Raw genomic sequence first — 20,495 nt, 5'->3', positions numbered from 1 at the left:
CCTCCGGGGCCTCACAGACCCCAGTGGCGCAGGCCGGGCAGCGCGGCCTGCGCCGCCTCGTAGCCTTCGTCGATGGCCTCGCGGGCGCGGTGGAAGTCCAGCAGGCCCAGGTGGGACAGGCGCGGGGCGATCACCAGCTCGGGCGGGTCGCCCGCCATGCGGCTGCGCGTGATGCGCATCTGCATGATGTTGACGCTGGTCATCACCACGTCCAGCAGCGAGGGCGGCCGGGGCGGGGGCTCGGTCTCGCGGCCTGCCTCATCGCGGTGGTGGCCGGGCATCCACCCCATCACGCCGCGCTGCAGCCGGCGCATCCAGGCCGAGCCGGCCACGGCGCTGGCCTGGCCCGATAGGTCCTCGGGCGCCACGCCCTGCTCCACGGCGGGCGGGGCCTCCTCCAGCGGCGGCGCAGCGGCCATGGCGGCAGCGGGCGCCAGCGGCCGCATGTGGCGCCGCATGATGTCGGCATTGAGATCGACCGCGATCACGATGTCCGCGCCCATGGCGCGCGCCAGCGAGGCGGGCACGGGGTTGACGATGCCGCCATCGACCAGCAGTCGCCCTTCGCGCTGCACGGGCGTGAACAGGCCGGGCAGCGCGATGGAGGCGCGCACGGCATCGGCGATGGAGCCCTTGCGCAGCCAGACCTCGGCACCCGAATGCAGGTCGGTGGCCACGGCGCCGAAGGGAATCTTCAGATCCTCGATGGCCGAGTCCACGAAATGCTCGCGCCAGAACGAGATCAGCTTCTCGCCCTTGAGCATGCCGCCCGCGATGTTGAAGTCCATGAAGCCGAAGACCTTGCGCATGCCCAGGCCCAGCACCCATTCCTCGAAGCGCTGCATTTCACCGGCCGCATAGGAGGCGCCTACCAGGGCGCCGATGGACGAGCCGCAGATGATGTCGGGCCGCAGGCCCGCATCCTCCAGCGCGCGCAGCACGCCGAAATGCGCCCAGCCGCGCGCCGACCCGCTGCCCAGCGCCAGGCCGACCACGGGTTTGCGCGGACTCAGCGCCATCAGCCCTGCTCCGCTGCGGCTGCAGCAGGGGGGTCACCCGCCAGCAGGGCCAGCATGCCGGCCTCGTCCAGCACGGGCACACCCAGTTCCTCGGCCTTGGCCAGCTTGCTGCCGGCCTCGGCGCCCGCGACCACGTAGCTGGTCTTTTTGCTGACCGATCCGGAGACCTTGGCGCCAGCGGCCTCCAGCATCTCCTTGGCCTGGTCGCGGCCCAGCGTGGGCAGCGTGCCGGTGAGCACCACGGTCATGCCGGCCAGGGGCTGGGCGGTCTGCTCGCGCGCCGCGCCCTCTTCCCAGTGCACGCCGCAGGCACGCAACTGCTCGACCACCTCGCGGTTGTGGGGCTGCGCGAAGAAGGTGTGGATGCTCTCGGCCACGATGGGCCCGACGTCGCGCACCTGCAGCAGTTGCTCGACGCTGGCGTCCATGATGGCGTCCAGCTGGCCGAAATGGCGGGCCAGGTCCTTGGCCGTGGACTCGCCGACCTGGCGGATGCCCAGGCCGAAGAGGAATCGCGACAGCGTGGTCTTCTTGGATTTCTCCAGCGCATCCAGCACGTTCTGGGCCGACTTCTCGGCCATGCGGTCCAGCGATGCCAGGGCCACCAGGCCCAGGCGGTAGAGGTCGGGCAGCGTGCGCACCACATGGCCGTCCACCAACTGGTCCACCAGCTTGCCGCCCAGGCCCTCGATGTCCATGGCGCGCCGCGCGGCGAAGTGCAGGATGGCCTCCTTGCGCTGCGCCGGGCAGAACAGGCCGCCCGTGCAGCGGTGGTTGGCCTCGCCCTTGGGGCGCAACACCGCGCTGCCGCAGATGGGGCATGCAGCGGGCATGCGGAAGTTGGGCACATAGGCCGGCCGGTCGCCGGGCACGCGGCCCACGACTTCGGGAATCACATCGCCGGCGCGGCGCACGACCACGGTGTCGCCGGTGCGCACGCGCTTCTTGCGGATCTCGAACAGGTTGTGCAGCGTGGCATTGGTGACGATGACGCCGCCCACGGCCACGGGCGCCAGGCGCGCCACGGGGGTGAGCTTGCCCGTGCGGCCGACCTGTATGTCGATGCCTTCCATGCGCGTGGGCATTTCCTCGGCCGGGTACTTGTGGGCCACGGCCCAGCGCGGCTCGCGCGAGACAAAGCCCAGCTGGCGCTGCTGGGCCAGGCTGTTGACCTTGTAGACCACGCCGTCGATCTCGTAGGGCAGCGTGGCGCGCTCGGCGCCCATGCGCTGGTGGAAGGCCACCAGCTCGGCCGCGCCCTTGGCAATGCAGACCTGGGGCGCCACCGGGAAGCCCCAGTCGCGCAGCGTCTGCAGCATGGCGTAGTGGGTGCCGAAGTCGGGGCCGCCCTGCGCGGCCGGCGTAATCTCTCCCAGGCCATAGGCGAAGAAGGACAGCGGGCGCTGGGCCGCAATGCCCGAGTCCAGCTGGCGCACCGAGCCTGCCGCCGCATTGCGCGGATTGGCAAAGCTCTTGCCGCCGGCGGCCTGCTGGCGTTCGTTGAGCCGGACGAAGTCGGCGCGGCCCATGTAGACCTCGCCGCGCACCTCGACCACGGGCGGCACGCCCTTGCCTTCGGGCAGGGACAGCGGAATTTTGCGGATGGTGCGGATGTTGTGTGTGACGTCCTCGCCCACCTCGCCGTCGCCGCGCGTGGTGGCCTGCACCAGGCGGCCGTTCTCGTAGCGCAGGTTCATGGCCAGGCCATCGAACTTGGGCTCGGCCACGTATTCCACGGGCGGTGCGCCTTCGGCCAGTTCCAGCTCCTTGCGGATGCGTGCGTCGAAGGCCTCGGCACCCGTGGCCTCGTTGTCGGTCTCGGTGCGGATGCTGAGCATGGGCACGGCATGGCGCACAGGCATCAGGCCGTCGAGCACGGCGCCGATCACGCGCTGCGTGGGCGAGTCCGGGGTGACCAGTTCGGGGTAGGCACCTTCCAAGGCCTGCAATTGCTGGAAGACGCGGTCGTACTCGCCGTCGGGCACGGTGGGCGTGTCCAGCACGTAGTACTCATGTGCCCATTGGTTGAGCTGGGCGCGCAGCGCCTGCACCTTGGCCAGCACCTTGTCGGGGGCGGCCCCGGACTCCGGCGCCGCGGGGGCTGCGCCGGAGAAGAGATCCAGATTGTCGTTCATGGGGTTGAGGCCAGGAGCCTGTTGTGCACCAGGGGCACCGCGCCGCGTCAGCTGAACAGTCGCCGCGCCAGCATGGAGCCCGCCGACAGCTCGCGGCTGTCGAGCTTGTCATAGAGTTGTTCCAGGTCGTGCTGGATGGGGTCCAGCGCCATGGCCGGCAGCAGGTAGCCGTTCTGGTCGCAGAGCACTCCATCCATGGTCTGGCACAGGCGCTCGGCCACCTGGCGCAGCTGCACGAAGGCCTGCTCGCCGCGCGGCACCTGGGGCACGTCCAGGCTCAGCAGGAACTCGCGCACCACCGAGGTGTCCAGGTCGTCGGCCATGGCCGCCTGCGGGTCGTAGTTGAGCACCAGCACCGGCGGCATGCCGGGCGTGGGCGAAGGCAGGGCCATGCGCCCGGGCATGGAGCCCGGCAGAAAGCCCTGGCGCGATGCGTTCTGCTGCACATAGCCCGCGCTCCAGGAGGCCTGGCGTGCGCGCAGCATGAAGGTGAGCTGGGCATCGTGCTCGCTGGCGAACTGGTCGAGCTCGCGCGCACGCGCCACTTCCTGCAGCATGTCGGGCACGTCGGGCGTGGCGCCCAGCGCGTCGGCAAAGCGCTGCACCTTGGCAACGAACTCGGAGAACTCGATCTCGTTGAGCGCACCCGTGCGGTTGGCCAGCTGCACGCCGGCCTGGAAACCCAGGTAGCGCTGGCCGGGCTGCAGCGGCTCCCACTGGTGGGTGGACTGGTTCATGCCTTCGATGGCAAACGGCTTGTTGCCCGCGCGCCGCGTGGCCGGCTGGGCCTGCAGCGCCAGCTCGCCAGGCACGGCCTGGCCGACCTGCACGGGGGCAATGGCATCGATCAGCGCATCCAGGCCCGGCCGGCTGGCCGCAGCGCTGGTCAGGGCCGCGTCGTTGAGGGAAGGCTCGATGGACTGCGGTGCCAACGGGGATGGCGCAGGCACTGACGCAGATGCGGGTGCCGATGCGCTGGCGTCTTCAGCCGCCTGCAGGGCATGGGCAGCCTGCGCGGTCTGCACCGCCTGGGCTGCCTTGGCCGCCAAAGCGGCCTGGGCCTCGGCCTGGCGCTGCTGCTCTTCGAGCTGGACCAGATGGGCCAGTTCGGCATCGGTTTCGGCAAAGCGGTCCACGGCGGCAGGGCTCTGGCCCGGGGCTGCGGTGCCGAAGTCGCCCAGCACGGGCTCGCGCAGGCTGTGCGTCAGGTCCGGGCCGTGGCCCACGGTGTCCATGCCGGGTTCATGGCGCGAGGGATCGCGCTGCGCCTCTTCGACGGGGTCGGCGCGCTTGGGTGCGTTGCGGCGTGCGGACCAGCTGTTGTAGGCAATGATCAGGGCCAGCACCACAAAGCCCAGGACGGCCAGACTGATTTGCAGGTTACTCATGGAATGAAGGAATGAAACGTCGTTCCAGCAAATGGGTTCGGAAGGTTGCGGACATGCTCAGGATAGCTCAGCCATGGACAGCGCGGACTCCATGTCCACGGCCACGATGCGGGACACGCCCTGCTCCTGCATGGTCACGCCGATGAGCTGCTGCGCCATTTCCATGGCGATCTTGTTGTGGCTGATGAACAGGAACTGCGTGCCCTTGCTCATGCTGGCCACCAGCTTGGCATAGCGCTCGGTGTTGGCGTCGTCCAGCGGCGCGTCCACCTCGTCCAGCAGACAGAACGGCGCCGGGTTGAGCTGGAAGATGGCGAAGACCAGGGCAATCGCCGTCAGCGCCTTTTCGCCACCGGACAGCAGGTGGATGGTCTGGTTCTTCTTGCCGGGCGGCTGCGCGATCACCTGCACGCCCGAGTCCAGGATTTCATCGCCGGTGATCACCAGCTTGGCCTGGCCACCGCCGAACAGCTCGGGGAACATGCGCCCGAAATGCCCGTTCACGGTCTCGAAGGTGCCCGACAGCAGCTCGCGCGTCTCGGCGTCGATCTTGCGGATGGCATCTTCCAGCGTGTTCATGGCCTGGGTCAGGTCCTCGGTCTGCGCGTCAAGGAAGGTCTTGCGCTCGCGCGCCAGCTTCAGCTCGTCCAGCGCCGCCAGGTTGACGGCGCCCAGGGCGGCGATCTCGCGGTGCAGCCGGTCGATTTCGCCCTGCAGGCCGTGCATGCGCACATTGGCCTCGGCAATGGACTGGGAGACGGCGGCCAGGTCGGCACCGGCCTCCTCCAGCAGGGTGGAGTACTGCTCCAGGCCCAGGCGCGCGGCCTGCTCCTTGAGCTGGAATTCGGTGATGCGCTGGCGCAGCGGGTCCAGCGCCTTCTCCAGCTGCTGGCGGCGTTCGTCGCTGGCGCGCAGCTTGTTGGTCAGGTCGTCATATTCGCTGCGGCGCGCGGCCACGGCCTGCTCGCGCTGCATCTTCAGATCCAGCGCGTCCTGCAGGCCGCCCTGGGCGGCGGCATCGGTCAGGCGCGTGAGTTCGTCCTGCGCGCGCTGCTGCTCGTCGGCCAGCGAGCGGGCCTGCTGGCTGGCCGTCTCTATGGTGCGGCTGAGTTCGCCCCGGCGCGCCTCCAGGCTGCGCCGCGAGAAGGTGGCCTCCTGGGCCTGGCGCTCCAGCGTGCGCAGCTGCTCGCGCGATTCGTTCAGGCGCCGCTCGGACTCCAGCACCTTGTCGCCCAGCTGGGCATGGCGCTCCTGGCTGTCGGCCAGCTGCATGTCCAGTTCCTCGAAGCGGGCTTCGGCCGCCACGCGGCGCTCCTCGATGTCGGACAGTTGGGCCTCGACCTCGGCCAGGTCGGCGCTGATCTGGGCATTGCGCGCGCGGGCCTGCTCGGCCAGCTGCGACAGGCGCAGGGTCTCGACCTGCAGCTCATGGGCGCGGCCTTGCGATTCGCTGGCCTCGCGCCGGGCGCTGACCAGGCGCTGCGAGGCCTCGGCATAGGCGCTTTCGGCACGCACCAGGGCCGTGCGCGATTCGTCGGAGATCAGCGCCTGGGCGCGCACTTCCTTTTCGAGGTGCTCGATTTCCTGGGCGCGTGCCAGCAGGCCGGATTGCTCCGAGTCCTGCGCATAAAAGCTGACGCTGTGGCTGCTGACGGCATGGCCCGTGGGCACATAGACCGTCTCGCCGGGCCGCAGCTCGCCGCGGCGCGACAGCGCCTCTTCCAGCGTGGGCGCCGTGTAGCAGTCCTGCAGCCAGTCGCCGAGCACGGCGCGCAGGCCGGCATCGTTCACGCGCAGCAGATCGGACAGGTGCTGCCAGCGCCCCGGCGCGGGCGCGGGGGCGCCCTGCGGCGGGCTGAAGAAGGCCAGGCGCGCGGGCGGCGCATCGTGCCCGCCTGCGCCCAGGAAGCCGCGCACCATGTCGAGCCGGCCCACTTCCAGCGCGCCCAGGCGTTCGCGCAGCGCGGCCTCCAGCGCGTTTTCCCAGCCGGGTTCGATGGCAATGCGGCTCCACAGGCCCTGCATGCCGTCCAGGCCGTGCTTGGCGAGCCAGGGCTGGAGCTTGCCGTCGGTCTTGACCTTTTCCTGCAGGGCCTTGAGGGCTTCCAGACGCGCCGACAGGTCGGCATGGCGCGCGGCCTCGGCATTGACGGCCTGCTGGCGCGTGCGACGGTCCTCATCGAGCTGGGGCACGGAGTCCTGCAGCTCGTTGAGCACGGCATCGGCCATTTCAGCCAGTTCGCGGGCCTCGTCCAGCTGGGACTGCAGATTGTGGAGGCGGGCCTCGTCGGGTGTCTCCAGCGCATTGCGGTCGGCGCGCAGTCGCTCGAAGCGGGTCTCGAACTGGCGGCGCTGCTCGTCCAGGCTGCGCTGCTCGGCGGCCAGCACCTGGATCTGCTGCTGCACCTGCACCACGCTGGCGCGCTGGTCGGCATCGGCCTTCTGGGCATTGCGCAGCGCCTCTTCCAGGTCGGGCAGGCGCATGCTCTGCTCCTCGACCTGGGCGGCCAGCATCTCGGCCTGTTCCTCGGCGTCCATACCGGCGCCGTCGAGATTTTCGATTTCGGCTTCGGCCTCCTCGCGGCGGCTGTTCCACAGCAGCACCTGTTCGGACAGCTGCTGCAGCCGCTGCTGCACGCGCTGGCGGCCTTCGAGCACGTAGCGGATCTCGGCCTCCAGCTTGCCGACCTCGGCCGTGGATTCGTAGAGCTTGGCCTGGGCCTGGTTGACCTGGTCGCTGGCGTCGTAGTGGGCCTGGCGCAGGGTTTCGAGTCCGCTTTCGTTGTTGCGGATGTCGGCCATGCGCTCTTCCAGCTCGTTGACGGCCTTCAGGCCCTCCACGCGCACGCGGTCCTGCTCGGCCTCGGCCTCGGCGCGCTTGAGAAACCACAGCTGCTGCTGCTTGAGCGTGACCTGGGACTGCAGCGCGTTGTACTGCGCCGCCACCTCGGCCTGCTTCTCCAGCCGGTCAAGGTTGTTGTTGAGCTCGCGCAGGATGTCCTCCACGCGCGTGAGGTTCTCGGTGGTGGCCGAGAGTCGGTTCTCGGTCTCGCGCCGGCGCTCCTTGTACTTGGACACGCCTGCGGCCTCTTCCAGGAACAGGCGCAGCTCCTCGGGGCGCGACTCGATGATGCGGCTGATCGTGCCCTGGCCGATGATGGCGTAGGCGCGCGGGCCCAGGCCCGTGCCCAGGAACACGTCCTGCACGTCACGGCGGCGCACGGCCTGGTTATTGATGAAGTAGCTGCTGTTGCCCTCGCGCGTGAGCACGCGCTTGACGGCGATCTCACCGAATTGGCCCCACTGGCCGCCCGCACGGTGGTCGCTGTTGTCGAACACCAGTTCCACGCTGGAGCGGCTGGCCGGCTTGCGGTGCGTGGTGCCGTTGAAGATCACGTCCTGCATGGACTCGCCGCGCAGCTCGCTGGCCTTGCTCTCGCCCAGCACCCAGCGCACCGCATCCATGATGTTGGACTTGCCGCAGCCGTTGGGGCCCACCACGCCCACCAGTTGACCCGGCAGCATGAAGTTGGTGGGCTCGGCGAAGGACTTGAAGCCGGACAGCTTGATGGAATTCAGGCGCACGATGCAGGCACAAAGCGGTCCGCGGCGAACGGACAAACAAGGAGATGGGGAAAGAACAAGGCAGCTCGGGATGATACCGCGCGCCACCCCCTCTCAAGAATGGAAAGCGGCCCGGGCGGGGCCGCTGCGAATGTCAAGAATGGTTTGAAGGGACCTCTGGCCCCGTGCTGGCGTCCGTGCATTCCACCACTTCGGGCCGGTGTTGCGCCGGCGGGGTCAGGCATGCGGGGCTCAAGGCCGGGGGGCGCTGCAAGGGGGCGGCCTCGCGCACCAGGGCCTCGAAGCTGCGCACGGGCACGGGCGGGCTGAGCAGGTAGCCCTGCCAGACGTGGCAGCTCTGGTCTTCGAGGAATTGGCGCTGCGCCTCGGTTTCCACGCCTTCGGCGATGACCTGCAGCCCCAGGCTGGTGCCCAGGGCGACGATGGTGCGCGCAATGGCCGCGTCGTTGGGGTCGCTGAGCACGTCGCGCACGAAGCTGCGGTCGATCTTGAGCTGGTCCAGCGGCAGTCGCTTGAGATAGGCCAGCGAGGAATAGCCTGTGCCGAAGTCATCCAGCGAGAAGCCGACACCGTGGGCCTTGAGCGTGGCCATCTTGGCGGCCGTGTCGTCCACGTCGGCCAGCAGCAGGCTTTCGGTCAGCTCCAGCTTGAGCAGGCGCGGGTTGGCGCCGTGCTCCTTGAGCGCCTGCAGCACCTGCTCCACGAAGCGCGCCTGGTGGAACTGGCGCGGGCTGACGTTGACGGCCAGCACCATGCAGGCCATTTCGGGGTCCGCCGCCCATTGCGCCAGCTGCCTGCAGGCCTCGCCCAGCACCCATTCGCCCAGTTGCTGGATCAGGCCGGTCTCCTCGGCCAGCGAGACGAAGAGCGAGGGCGGCACCAGCCCTTCGCGCGGGTGGTTCCAGCGCAGCAGGCCTTCGGCGCCCACTATGCGTCCGTGCGCCATCTGCGGCTGGTAGTACAGGACGAACTGGCTGCGCACCAGGCCCTCGCGCATTTCCTGCTCCATGGCCGTGCGCGAGCGCAGCACGGCCTGCAACTGCGGATCGAAGAATTGCAGCGTGTTGCGCCCCATGCCCTTGGCCTGGTACATGGCCATTTCGGCGCGGCGCAGCACCTCGTCGGCGCTCAGTTCCTGCTCGCCGAACAGGCTGGCGCCAATGCTCATCGTGATGTGGCAGGACTGGCCTGCCAACTGCAGCGGCTGCTGCAGCAGCGAACGCATGCGCTGGACCTCGCCTTCCAGTTGCGAGGCCGCATGCATGGAGTCCTTGCCCAGGTCCTCCAGCAGCACGACGAAGTCATCGCCGCTGTGGCGGGCCAGCGTGGCCTCGGGCCCCAGGGACTGCGCCAGGCGCTCGGCAATCATGCGCAGCAGCACATCGCCAAGCTCCAGCCCCAGGCTGTCGTTGAAGGCCTTGAAGTTGTCCACGTCCAGCAGCATGACGGCGCCGCAGCGCCCGCGCCGGCGGCTGGAGGCTAGCGCCTGCTGCAACCGGTCCACCAGCAGGCGGCGGTTGGGCAGGCCGGTGAGCGCGTCGTGGAAGGCCAGGCGGCGGATTTCCTCTTCGGCGGTCTTGCGCTGGCTCTGGTCCTGCAGGATCAGCAGGCAGCCTTCGTCCAGCAGCATGCCGCCTATCGATACGGAACGCGTGCGGCCATCGCTGCCCATGAGCTGGTATTCCTCGCAGTTGAGGGTGCCGCAGCTGTCGGACTCGCCGCTGTGCAGGCTCTGTGCCACGCGCGCCCTTGCCTGCGCGGCCTCGAAGCGGCGCTGCATGCGCAGGCGGCGGGCTTCATCGGGACACATGTTGCACCACCAGCCATCACCATCCATGCCGGCCGTGGCACCGTGGCCCGCCAGGCGCATGAATTCCTCGTTCCAGTAGGCGAAGCGGCCATCGTCCTGAAGCATGGCCAGGCCCAGAGGCAGGCGCTGGATGACCATGCGCAGATGGCGCGATCCATCGCGCTGCATCTGCTGCAGGTGGCGCCGCGCGCTGATGTCCTGCACCAGCGCCATCAGCCGCCGGGACGGGCCATGGCCCAGCGCGGAGATATGCAGCTCCACCCAGACCAGGGTGCCGTCACGGCGCCGCAGCTGCCGCTCGATCTGCAGCGCCCCGCGCTGGCCCGCCGTCAGCTCCTGCAGCAGCACCCGGTCGCCCTCCAGGGTTTCGGCCGCCAACAGGGCCAGCAGGGGCCGCTGGCACAGCTGCTGCGCCTCATGGCCGGTAATGTCGCAGTACCTGCGGTTCACATGCAGGACGTTGCCGCTGGCCGCATCGACCTGCACCACGCCCACGGCAGCCTGCTCGAACAGGGCCTGAAAGCGGGCATCGCTCTCGCGCATGCTGCGGGAGGAGGCGCGCAGCTGGGCCCAGCTGGAAGGATGGCGCCGCCACCAGGCCGCCGCCAGCGACGCCAGCAGGGCCGACACGAGCATGCCCAGCGCGAAAAGAACCAGGGGCTGGACACGCTCGGTCCAGGACAGGGCCGTCCCCATGGGAATGAAGTTCAACCGCCACAGCCGGTCCTGGGCCTGCAGCGTCTGCTCCAGCACCACCTGGCCGGTGTCGCCCATGCCGGCCGCCTCCTGCCCGCGCTCCGGCCAGGCCGCGCCCAGGTACAGCGGCAGCGGCGATATGCCGGCCGGCGGCAGGGGCGAGGTCGGGCCTGCGTCATGCATGGCCAGCGCAAGCCGGCGCAGAAAGCCGCGTTCATGCAGGTCCTGCACCAGGTCGTGCACGCGCACGCTGACGTCTGCAGTCCCCAGAAACAGCGGCTGCGCGGCCTCCCCGTCCGGGGACTGGTGGTCCACAAGCGCAAAGACAGGCGCACGCACCAGCACGGCGGTGGCATGCTCGCCGGGCTGCTTCAGCGCAAACGGTGCCGAGACCACGGCGGCCGCGCTGTCGCGGCTGCGCACCATGCTGGCCATGAGGCTGGGGCGGTCGTGCATGTCCAGGCCGGCAATGGACTCGTTGCCCTCCAGCGGCCAGAGATAGTCGATGAAGAAATAGTGGGGCCCGGGCCGGGCGGTGAAGGCCTGATCCTGGCCGGGCAGACCGCGCTGCGTTGCGGCCCGTGTAAAGGACAGCGCCTGCATGCCCGGCTGCGCCTGTATGCGCAGCGCCTGCGCCATGCGCGCGAAGGCCGATTGCCCCATCTCGGGAGAGGCGGCCAGCTGGTTGGCCACATGCTGGACCATGACCGCGTAGGCATCCAGGCGCATCTCCAGCGCCTGGCGGGCCGACTGGGCCTGCTGGGTATGGCGCTGCAGGTCGATACGCTCCAGCGCCCGCTGCTGCTGCAAGGCAAGCACAGCGCTCAGGCACATGCCCACCGCCATGACGGTTGCGGCTGGCCAGGCGGCCCGGATGGCTACAAGCGTGCGCTGGGCAAAAACTGACATGGAGCGGCTAAGGCGGAATAGGCGGTCACGGGAAATCGGTCCAGGAGCACGGAACCGCTCGTTGCCAGCCCCATGGCAGGTTCACCGGAAAGGGCAGTACAGGCCATGTGGAGCAGAGCGCGAGGATAAATGGATTTCGGCACGCGGCAGGCGAACCATGGATAAGACAAATCCTACAAACACCCTTCCTCTATCGTCTGCAAGCACACTTGCTGAAGGCTGGCCCGGGCAAACCCTAGAGAGCTCCGCAGGCCGGCGTGGGACTGGGGGACCGAACCGTTGCACGCTCCCTCATCCATGAAATCAAAAGCAGCAATTTTGAAACAACAGTGAAACGAATGTTGCGGCGGCAGCCAGCACCTCAGTGCACACGCCCTGTGCTGGCGCGCTGCAAGGCTTGCACGGGTTTTCCCTTGATGCGGATGGCATGGCGCTTGCAACAAACCTGGCCTACTGCCATCGCCTGACACCGCAGGGGACACCGTCCATGGGCATCAACCGCCGCCAGAGGCTGCGCGCTCCGGCGATCGGCAGACCGCAAGAACAGACACAGATACGAACAACAGCACAGGAGGCCTGAGATGGGCGCGATCCCCGAAACCTTTCTTCCCCAGTTGCGCATCCCTGCCACCTACCTGCGCGGCGGCACCAGCAAGGGCGTGTTCTTTCGCCTGCAGGATCTGCCCGAGGCGGCCCGGCACCCCGGACCCGTGCGCGACGCCATCCTGTTGCGCGCCCTGGGCAGCCCCGACCCGTACGGCAAGCAGATCGACGGCATGGGCAATGCATCGTCCAGCACCAGCAAGGCCGTGATCCTGGCTCCCAGTACGCGGGAAGGCCATGACGTGGACTATCTGTTTGGCCAGGTCGCCATCGACCAGCCGTTTGTGGACTGGAGCGGCAACTGCGGCAACCTCTCGGCCGCCGTGGGGCCCTGCGCCATCCACATGGGACTGATAGATCCCGCGCGCATTCCTCGCAACGGCACGGTCACCATTCGCATCTGGCAGGCCAACATCGCCAAGACCATCGTGGCCCATGTGCCCATCACGCAAGGCCAGGTCCAGGAGACCGGCTCCTTCGAGCTCGATGGCGTGACCTTCCCGGCCGCCGAAGTGGCGCTGGAGTTCCTGGACCCCGCCGATGAAGGAGACGATGGCGGAGCCATGTTCCCTACAGGCCACCTCGTGGACCGGCTGGACGTGCCCGGCGTGGGCAGCCTGGCGGCCACGCTGATCAATGCGGGTATTCCGACCATCTTCCTGAACGCCCAGGACCTGGGCTACACGGGCTGCGAGCTGCAGGACGCCGTCAACACGGACGACGAGGCCCTGGCCCGCTTCGAGGCCATACGCGCCCACGGCGCGCTGCAGATGGGGCTGATCAAGGACCTGGCCGAGGCCGCCAGACGGCAGCACACGCCAAAGATCGCCTTTGTGGCGCCACCGGCCGCCTACACGGCATCCAGCGGCAAGCGCATTGAATCGGGTGACGTGGACCTGCTGGTGCGCGCCCTGTCCATGGGCAAGCTGCACCACGCCATGATGGGCACGGCTGCCGTGGCCATCGGCACCGCAGCGGCCGTGCCGGGCACGCTGGTGAATCTGGCGGCAGGCGGCGGCGAGCGCAGCGCCGTGCGCTTTGGCCACCCCTCCGGAACGCTGCGCGTGGGCGCCGAGGCCCGTTTGGTGAACGGCCAGTGGCAGGTGACCAAGGCCCTGATGAGCCGCAGCGCACGCATCCTGATGGAAGGCTGGATCAGGGTCCCCGGCGAGGTGTTGAACGCCGCATGAATGCGCGGGCCGGGACTTCAGGCCGCAGCCGTGCTCACGCCTCGGCTGCCAGCGCCGCCCCACGCCACGCCTGGAGCTGCTCCAGCGTGTTCGTCGTGCCGCCGCAGGCCACCACCAGCACGCGCTGGAAGCCTTGCAACGCAGGAGCGCGCCCGTAGGCCAGGGCCAGCGCGGCGCCACAGGCCGGCTCCACATGCAGGCGATGGTCGTCAATGAAGCGCAGGCAGGCCTGCAGCGCCTGCGCATCCGTCACCACGGCGCTGCGCACGGGGTGCACCTGCGCCAGATCGAAGGCCCGCTGGCAGACCTGGCGCGCGCCCAGCGAAGTAGCCACGCTGGTGAGGCGGTCCAGCAGTACGCGGCGGCCCTGGGCCAGGGACTGCGCCAGGGAATCGGCGCCGGCCGTCTCCGCCGCGATCACGGGCACATCGGTCCAGCCATGGCGCTCCAGACCCTGCACCACGCCGGCCAGCAGGCCGCCGCCGCCCACAGCCAGCACCACGGCGTCGGGCTTGAAGCCGGCTGCGGCCAGTTCGTCGACGAGGGTGGAATGCCCGGCCCACAGCAGCGGATCGTCAAACGGGTGGACAAAGGCATCGTCGGCACCCAGCAGGGACTGGGCCAGCGCATTGGCCTCGTCCCAGACGGCGCCATGCACGATCAGCTCGGCGCCCTGGGCGCGGATCAATGCCCGTGCATGCTCGGTCGTGGTCTGGGGAACGACCACGGTGACGGGCATCGACAGCTGCCGTCCCGCATAGGCCACGGCAATGCCGGCATTGCCGCCCGACGAGGCCACAAAGCGCTTCTTGCCCTGGCCCGCCAGGGTCTCGCAGGCATGGCCTATGCCGCGCAGCTTGAATGATCCGCAAGGCTGCAGCGCGTCCAGCTTGAGCCAGATGTTCTGGCCGCTGGCCTGCCCCAGGGCATGGGATTCGATGAGGGGAGTGGAGGTGTGCAAAGGCATGGAGCGGCAGTGTAGAACCGGGCTGCCATCGCGATAATCCTCCGGTATTCCAAATATTCTTTGCGCCATGAGCACAAATCAAGCCCTGCCCCTGTTCGGAGAAATGGCCATCTTCGTCAAGGTGGTGGACACGGGCAGCTTCTCCAAGGCCGCGCGCCAGCTGGGCAGCACGCCATCGGCCACCAGCCGGGGCGTGGCGCGGCTGGAAAAGGCGCTGGGCCTGCGCCTGCTGGAACGCACCACGCGCAAGCTGCGCCTGAGCGAGGCCGGCCGCGAAGTGCATGCGCGCTGCCTGGACATGGTGGGCGCCGCGCAGGCCGTCATGGCTGCATCCCTGCTTCAGGACGCGCAGCCGCGCGGCCTGGTGCGCATCAGCGTGCCCAAGGCCGTGGGCCGTACCGTGGTCCACCCCCACATGCCCGATTTCCTGGCCCTGTATCCCGAGGTCGACGTGCAAATGCGGCTGGAAGACCGCTACATGGACCTGATCGATGACCCCGTGGACCTGGCCATACGCATCACCAACCACCCGCCGCCAGGCCTCATGGGCCGCCATCTGATGGACATCGACCATCTGCTGTGCGCCTCGCCCCAGTACCTGGCCCGGCACGGCACGCCCGCGCATCCGCTGGACCTCAAGGCCCACAGCTGCATCTACCTGGGGGAGGAGCCCGGCGACGCGCACTGGAAGCTGCGCGGCCACGGCAAGACCGTCACCGTGGCCGTGCGCGGGCGCTATGCGGCCAACCACACCGGTGTGCGGCTGGACGCCGTGCTGCAGCACATCGGCATCGCCAGCCTGCCCCGCTTCACGGCACGGCAGGCCCTGGCGGACGGGCGCATCGTGCAGGTGCTGCCGGACTGGAGCTTCCTGCCCAACTACAGCGGCCAGCTGTGGATTCTTCACCCGCCCACCAGACATCTGCCACTGAAGCTGCGCGTACTGATGGATTTCCTGGCCGAGCGGCTGGGTGGCCATGCACCCTGATCAGTCCGGCGCCTTGAGCCTGCGCCACAACGTGGCCCGGCTGATGCCCAGGATCTCGCAGGCGCGGCGCTGGTCGCCCTGTACCTGCTCCAGCACTTCGCGCATGCGCTGGCGCTCGGCATCGCGCCGGGCCTCGCGCAGTTGCAGTTGCCGCTGCTGCGCTGGCAGGGCCTGAACGGTACCCTGCCCAGCCCCGCCGCATTCAGGAAACAGCTCCCGCAAGCGGCCCATGTCCACGCGGCCCGCGCTGTCGCGCAGGTCGTGGCGGCAGGCCAGCAGGCGTTCCACCCAGTTGTCCAGCTCTCGCGCATTGCCGGGCCAGCGGTGGCCGGATGCCAGCTCCAGCAAGGCCGCCAGCAAGGGCTCCAGCGATGGCCCTTCCGCCTGCAGCGACTGCGTGCGCAGGCGCCGCGCCAGCATGGCGCGGGCCAGGGCCTGGACATCGGCCGGGCCGCGTTCGTGCAGTCCGGGCATGTACAGGCGCAGCACGGCCAGGCGGTAGAACAGGTCACGCCGGAATTCACCGCACTCGACCAGGGCCGCCAGATCGGCGTGCGTGGCGGCGATGACGCGCAGGTCCACCGGCACGGGCGTGGTGGAGCCCACGCGCAGCACTTCGCGCTCCTGCAGCACGCGCAGCAGGCGGGACTGCAGGGCCAGCGGCATGTCGCCGATCTCGTCCAGGAACAAGGTGCCCGTATGGGCCGCCTCGATCAGCCCGGTCTTGCCGCCGCGCCGCGCGCCGGTGAAAGCGCCTTCGTCGTAGCCGAAGAGTTCGCTCTCCAGCAGGCTTTCCCCCAGGGCCGCGCAGTTCACCGCCAGGAAGGGCTGGGCCGCGCGCCGGCTGGCGCGGTGCATGCCCTGGGCCAGCAACTCCTTGCCCGTGCCGCTGTCGCCCTGGATGAGCACGGTGGCATCGCTGGCCGCGAACTGGCGCGCCAGGCGGCGCACGCGCTGGGCGGGTTCGCTGTCGCCCGCGTAGTCTTCGATGCGCCAGCGCACGCCCGCGCCGCGCAGGCTGCGGTTGGCGCGCAGGTGGCGGTCGGCACGCTGGATGGTGGCCGGGTCGCGGCAGACCAGCAAGGCGCCCGTGAGCTGGCCGTTTTCCACGATGGGCGCACGCCGCACGACCAGGGTGCGCATGGCCAGCTGGACCACGTCTTCACTGCCTTCGGGCTCCAGGGACTGCGACTGCAGCGCCTGTGCCAGTGCCAGCGCGGGTGCCACCTCGTCCAGCAGCCGGCCATGCAGCGCATTGGCGGGCGCGCCCAGCAGCGCGGCCATGGTGGGGTTCAGGGCCTGGATGCGGCCTTGCGTGTCCACGGCGACCACGCCGTCCTGCAACTGGCCGAGCACGGTTTCCAGCCGCTGGTGGCGGGCGCGCTCGGCATGGCGGTGGCGGGCCAGCAGCACGGCGTCACGCAGGGCCTGCAGCACGGCGCCATCGGAGTACAGCAGCACGCTGGGAATGCCGGCCTGCTCGGCCAGGTCGGCCACCAGGCCGGGCGCGACGACGGCGCCCACGCCGGCGGCCTGCAGCGCACGCACGCAGGCCTGGGCATCTTCGGGTCCGTGGTAGCTGAACTGCGCAATGCCGGCGCCGAACAGCGCGTCGAACTGGGCCAGATGCGGCGAGGGATGGTCGAACGACACCAGCCCGATGCGCGGCGTGCCGCCGGACTGTGCCAGTGCACGTGCGCTGGCCAGCGCCTGCAGCAGATCGAACCCGCGCACCTCGATCATGACGACGGGGATATCGACCCGCTCGCGCACCCAGGCGCCGCTGGCCCCTGCGGCCACCAGGGCGTCTATGGGCTCGACCGCCTGCAGCGCACGCACGGCCTGCACGGCATCGTCAAAGGCCGCGCTGACATGCTCCACGCGCACCTGGTCGCCCACGGCCAGCGACATGCGCTCCAGCACGCGGCCGATGCGGTGGCGGCCCACGGTGACGACGCGCGGCCAGGCTGCGCGGGGGCCGGCAGGGGTGGCATGCGTGGAAGGCACAACTGATTCATTCATGCAACCGATTATTTCATTCATGCAACACCGCACCGGGCGAATCGGTGAATGCCTGCAGAGCAGACTTTTCAAGAATCACAAAACCCATTCACATCAACAACTTGCGATATCAAGGGTTTACCCTTTGATCCGGTGGCATGCCACTTGCAAACAGGCCAGGCGTTTCAATCATTTCAAGCATTTCCAGGAGACCCCATGAACCAGCCATCCCGCCTGCCCCGCCGCACCGCCCTGGCCACCCTGCTTGCCGCCGCGCTGCCGCTGGCCGGCGTGACCTGCTCCTTCGCTGCACGGGCTGCCGGCGCCGCCGATGCCTGGCCCACCCGCCCCATTCGCCTGGTGGTGCCGTTCTCGGCAGGCGGCGCCAATGACCTGATGGCACGATCGGCTGCCGAAGGCGCGTCCAGGATCCTGGGCCAGCCCGTGGTGGTCGACAACCGCGCGGGTGCGGGAGGCACGGTGGGCGCCGACATCGTGGCCAAGGCGCAGCCCGACGGCTACACCCTGCTGGTGAGCGCGGCCGGCGTGATCTCCAACAGCATGATCAAGAAGACCATGCCGTTCAAAGACGATGCGCTGGTTCCGGTGGCCATGATCGGCCTGGCGCCGTCCGTGATCGTGGTTCCCAAGAACGCGCCCTACCAGAACCTGCGCGATTTCGTCGAGGCATCGAAGAAGGGCCAGGGCTTCAACTTCGCCACGGCCGGCACGGGCAGCACGCCGCATTTCGTGGCCGAGATGCTGAACGTGAAGTACGGCGCCCAGCTGCAGCCCGTGCCCTACAAGAGCGGGTCGGAGAGCACGACGGCCGTGCTGGGCGGGCAGGTGGAGGGCACGTCGGAGGCCAGCATCATCGCCCTGCCCCACATCCTCAACGAAGGCAAGTTCAAGGCCCTGGCCACCACCTGGACGCAGCGCATCTCGGCCTATCCGCAGCTGTCCACCGCCGTGGAGCAGGGCTTTGCCGAGCTGCAGATCGCGCACTGGGCCGGCATCCATGCGCCCAAGGGGACGCCGCCCGCCATCCTGGACAAGCTGGCCGCCGCCGTGGACAAGGCCATGAAGGAGCCCGCCACCGTGGAAAAGCTCAAGGGCCTGGGCATCGAACCCATCGGAGGCACGCGCGCCGAGTTCGTGAAGTTCACAGACGCCGAACGCAAGCGCCTGGGCGAGATCGTCAAGGCCGCGAACATGCAGGAAAAGTGAACCGCTTGCGCCATCACCACCGATCCCAACCGAGACAAGACACCATGAATACCCGCCGCAACACCCTCCGCCTGGGCATGGGCCTGGCCCTCAGCGCCATCGCCGCCGCTGCCGCCCTGCTCGCTGCCCCCGCCACCGCCGTGGCCCAGGGCGCAGATGCCTGGCCCTCGCGCCCCATCAAGTTCATCGTGCCCTATGCGGCCGGCGGCTTTGCCGATACACGGGCCCGCAAGATCGCCGACAAGATAGGCCAGAGCCTGGGCCAGCCCATCGTGATCGACAACCGCGGCGGCGCGGGCGGCGTGACGGGCACGGATGCCATCGCCAAGGCCACGGACGGCCATACCTTCGGTTTCGGCTCGCCGGGTCCGCTGGTGACCAATCCCATGCTGATGAAAAAGCTGCCCTACAACGCCGCACGCGACCTGCAGCCCATCATCCTGATCGAAGAGGCGCCGCTGATCCTGACCACGGCGCCCAACCAGCCGTTCAAGACCGTGGCCGAACTGGTCGCGGCAGCCAAGGCCAAGCCCGGCACGCTGACCTATGGATCGTCGGGCGTGGGCGGTGCCCACCACCTGTCGGGCGAGCTGCTGGCCTTCCAGACGCGCACGGACATGGTCCATGTGCCCTACAAGGGCGGCGCGCTGGCAGCCACCGACCTGATGGGCGGCCACCTGGCCTTCATGTTCGAGATGGGCTATGCGGCCCTGCCCGCCATCCAGGGCGACAAGGTCAAGGCCCTGGCCGTGTCCAGCAAGCAGCGCCTGAAAGTGCTGCCCGGCGTGCCCACGCTGGATGAGGCGGGCATCAAGGGCTTCGAGTCGTACAACTGGCTGGGCATGATCGCGCCGGCCAGCACGCCGCCGGCCGTGATCGAGCGCCTGAACAAGGCCGTGAACGAGGCCCTCAAGGACGCGGAGGTGCGCGCCATGATGGAGAACACGGGCGGCATGGTCATGGGCGGCACGCCCCAGGCCTACGGAAAGTTCATCGAGGCCGAGCGCGCCAAGTGGGGCCCGGTGATCAAGAACGCCAACATCACGCTGGACTGAGCGCCAGCCCGCGCATCGCTTTTTCCCATTCGACAGAACCATCCATGAACACCAAGCAACAACTCAAGGCCCTGGCCGAAGCGCGCCGCGGCGTGCTCGTGCCCGGCGCATTCAACGCACTGTCCGCGCGCGTCGTGGCCGATCTCGGCTTCGAGGCCATCTATGTGACCGGCGCCGGCGTGACCAATATGTGGTTCGGCCTGCCCGACCAGGCCTTCATGGGCCTGACCGACATCGCCGACCACACGGCCCGCATCCGCGACGCGGTGGATCTGCCGCTGATCGTCGATGCCGACACCGGCTTCGGCAACGCGCTCAACACCTACCATGCGGTGCGCACGCTGGAGCGCGCGGGCGCCGACTGCATCCAGATCGAGGACCAGATCAGCCCCAAGCGCTGCGGCCATTTCAATGGCAAGGAAGTGATTTCCACCGAGGAAATGCTGGGCAAGATCAAGGCCGCCGTGGACGCGCGCCGCGACCAGGGCACGCTGATCATGGCGCGCACCGATGCCTGCGCCACGCAGGGCTTCGAGGCTGCCGTCGAGCGCGCCCAGCGCTTTGCCGAGGCGGGAGCCGACATCCTCTTCGTGGAGGCCGTGACCCAGGCCGAAGAAATCCGCGCCCTGCCCCAGCGCCTGTCCACGCCGCAGCTGATGAACATGGTGATCGGAGGCAAGACGCCCATCACCGACGCGGGCGAACTGGCAGACCTGGGCTATGGCCTGGTGCTGTATGCCAATGCCGCGCTGCAAGGCGCCGTGGCCGGCATGCAAAAGGCGCTGGGCCAGCTGCGCAACGAGCGCAGGGTGGACGAGAACCCCGCCGTGGTCGCCCCCTTTGCCGAGCGCCAGCGCCTGGTCAACAAGCCGTTCTGGGATGCGCTGGAAAAGAAGTACGAGTGAAGCACGAGCGAGGGCGG

At 69.0% G+C, this 20,495-nt stretch carries 12 protein-coding genes; 5 read left to right on the top strand and 7 right to left on the bottom strand.

What is annotated here, in order from left to right; all coding sequences use genetic code 11:
* Positions 1-11 precede the first annotated feature (11 nt).
* The 5 genes from HFGMBDPB_RS15895 to HFGMBDPB_RS15875 all read right to left on the bottom strand — a co-directional run bounded on the left by HFGMBDPB_RS15895 (position 12) and on the right by HFGMBDPB_RS15875 (position 11,542).
* Positions 12-1,019: a patatin-like phospholipase family protein gene (locus HFGMBDPB_RS15895; RefSeq protein WP_016445920.1), complete on the bottom strand. Its 1,008-nt coding sequence runs from the start codon at positions 1,017-1,019 to the stop codon at positions 12-14.
* Positions 1,019-3,154, bottom strand: a complete 2,136-nt coding sequence (ligA, locus tag HFGMBDPB_RS15890) for an NAD-dependent DNA ligase LigA (RefSeq protein ID WP_074922308.1) — start codon at positions 3,152-3,154, stop codon at positions 1,019-1,021. Before ligA ends, HFGMBDPB_RS15895 begins: the two co-directional genes overlap by 1 nt.
* A gap of 47 nt (positions 3,155-3,201) precedes the next feature.
* Positions 3,202-4,542, bottom strand: a complete 1,341-nt coding sequence (locus tag HFGMBDPB_RS15885; protein ID WP_016445918.1) for a cell division protein ZipA C-terminal FtsZ-binding domain-containing protein — start codon at positions 4,540-4,542, stop codon at positions 3,202-3,204.
* Positions 4,543-4,599: 57 nt separating this feature from the next.
* Positions 4,600-8,127, bottom strand: a complete 3,528-nt coding sequence (smc, locus tag HFGMBDPB_RS15880; protein ID WP_074922310.1) for a chromosome segregation protein SMC — start codon at positions 8,125-8,127, stop codon at positions 4,600-4,602.
* 133 nt (positions 8,128-8,260) lie between these two features.
* Complete coding sequence (locus tag HFGMBDPB_RS15875) at positions 8,261-11,542, bottom strand: bifunctional diguanylate cyclase/phosphodiesterase (RefSeq protein WP_212645763.1); 3,282 nt, start codon at positions 11,540-11,542, stop codon at positions 8,261-8,263.
* A 581-nt stretch (positions 11,543-12,123) separates the two neighbouring features.
* Between HFGMBDPB_RS15875 and prpF the strand changes: the two genes are divergently transcribed.
* Positions 12,124-13,335 (top strand): 2-methylaconitate cis-trans isomerase PrpF, encoded by a 1,212-nt coding sequence (gene prpF / locus HFGMBDPB_RS15870; RefSeq protein WP_212645762.1) that lies wholly within the window; start codon positions 12,124-12,126, stop codon positions 13,333-13,335.
* 34 nt (positions 13,336-13,369) lie between these two features.
* Here prpF and HFGMBDPB_RS15865 read toward each other — a convergent pair whose 3' ends face one another.
* Positions 13,370-14,302: a pyridoxal-phosphate dependent enzyme gene (locus HFGMBDPB_RS15865; protein WP_212645761.1), complete on the bottom strand. Its 933-nt coding sequence runs from the start codon at positions 14,300-14,302 to the stop codon at positions 13,370-13,372.
* Between the two features lie 67 nt (positions 14,303-14,369).
* On the opposite strand from HFGMBDPB_RS15865, the gene HFGMBDPB_RS15860 reads away from it, so the two are divergent.
* On the top strand, positions 14,370-15,290 hold the full coding sequence (locus HFGMBDPB_RS15860; protein ID WP_212645760.1) for a LysR family transcriptional regulator: 921 nt from the start codon (positions 14,370-14,372) through the stop codon (positions 15,288-15,290).
* Here HFGMBDPB_RS15860 and prpR read toward each other — a convergent pair whose 3' ends face one another.
* Complete coding sequence (gene prpR / locus HFGMBDPB_RS15855; protein WP_212645759.1) at positions 15,291-17,312, bottom strand: propionate catabolism operon regulatory protein PrpR; 2,022 nt, start codon at positions 17,310-17,312, stop codon at positions 15,291-15,293.
* Between the two features lie 195 nt (positions 17,313-17,507).
* Here prpR and HFGMBDPB_RS15850 point away from each other — a divergent pair, with 195 nt between their 5' ends.
* Genes HFGMBDPB_RS15850 through HFGMBDPB_RS15840 form a run of 3 tightly spaced genes read left to right on the top strand, consistent with a single transcriptional unit; the run spans position 17,508 to position 20,478 of the window.
* Complete coding sequence (locus tag HFGMBDPB_RS15850; protein ID WP_016445911.1) at positions 17,508-18,518, top strand: tripartite tricarboxylate transporter substrate binding protein; 1,011 nt, start codon at positions 17,508-17,510, stop codon at positions 18,516-18,518.
* A 44-nt stretch (positions 18,519-18,562) separates the two neighbouring features.
* Positions 18,563-19,573, top strand: coding sequence for a Bug family tripartite tricarboxylate transporter substrate binding protein (locus tag HFGMBDPB_RS15845; protein WP_212645758.1), 1,011 nt, complete (start codon positions 18,563-18,565; stop codon positions 19,571-19,573).
* A gap of 44 nt (positions 19,574-19,617) precedes the next feature.
* The gene (locus HFGMBDPB_RS15840; RefSeq protein ID WP_016445909.1) at positions 19,618-20,478 is read left to right on the top strand and encodes an isocitrate lyase/PEP mutase family protein; all 861 of its coding nucleotides are present in this window, start codon (positions 19,618-19,620) and stop codon (positions 20,476-20,478) included.
* The last annotated feature ends 17 nt before the right edge of the window (positions 20,479-20,495 follow it).

The sequence above is a fragment of the Delftia sp. PE138 genome, assembly GCF_018320755.1.
Lineage (GTDB): Bacteria > Pseudomonadota > Gammaproteobacteria > Burkholderiales > Burkholderiaceae_C > Comamonas > Comamonas tsuruhatensis.
Note: the sequence above shows the minus strand (reverse complement) of the source record. Positions and strands in the feature narration are given on the sequence as shown.

Coding starts and splice junctions, on each gene's coding strand:
- HFGMBDPB_RS15895 (WP_016445920.1), bottom strand. CDS start 1,019: ATGGCGCTGAGTCCGCGCAAACCCGTGGTCGGCCTGGCGCTGGGCAGC.
- ligA (WP_074922308.1), bottom strand. CDS start 3,154: ATGAACGACAATCTGGATCTCTTCTCCGGCGCAGCCCCCGCGGCGCCG.
- HFGMBDPB_RS15885 (WP_016445918.1), bottom strand. CDS start 4,542: ATGAGTAACCTGCAAATCAGTCTGGCCGTCCTGGGCTTTGTGGTGCTG.
- HFGMBDPB_RS15875 (WP_212645763.1), bottom strand. CDS start 11,542: ATGTCAGTTTTTGCCCAGCGCACGCTTGTAGCCATCCGGGCCGCCTGG.
- prpF (WP_212645762.1), top strand. CDS start 12,124: ATGGGCGCGATCCCCGAAACCTTTCTTCCCCAGTTGCGCATCCCTGCC.
- HFGMBDPB_RS15865 (WP_212645761.1), bottom strand. CDS start 14,302: ATGCCTTTGCACACCTCCACTCCCCTCATCGAATCCCATGCCCTGGGG.
- HFGMBDPB_RS15860 (WP_212645760.1), top strand. CDS start 14,370: ATGAGCACAAATCAAGCCCTGCCCCTGTTCGGAGAAATGGCCATCTTC.
- prpR (WP_212645759.1), bottom strand. CDS start 17,312: ATGAATGAATCAGTTGTGCCTTCCACGCATGCCACCCCTGCCGGCCCC.
- HFGMBDPB_RS15850 (WP_016445911.1), top strand. CDS start 17,508: ATGAACCAGCCATCCCGCCTGCCCCGCCGCACCGCCCTGGCCACCCTG.
- HFGMBDPB_RS15845 (WP_212645758.1), top strand. CDS start 18,563: ATGAATACCCGCCGCAACACCCTCCGCCTGGGCATGGGCCTGGCCCTC.
- HFGMBDPB_RS15840 (WP_016445909.1), top strand. CDS start 19,618: ATGAACACCAAGCAACAACTCAAGGCCCTGGCCGAAGCGCGCCGCGGC.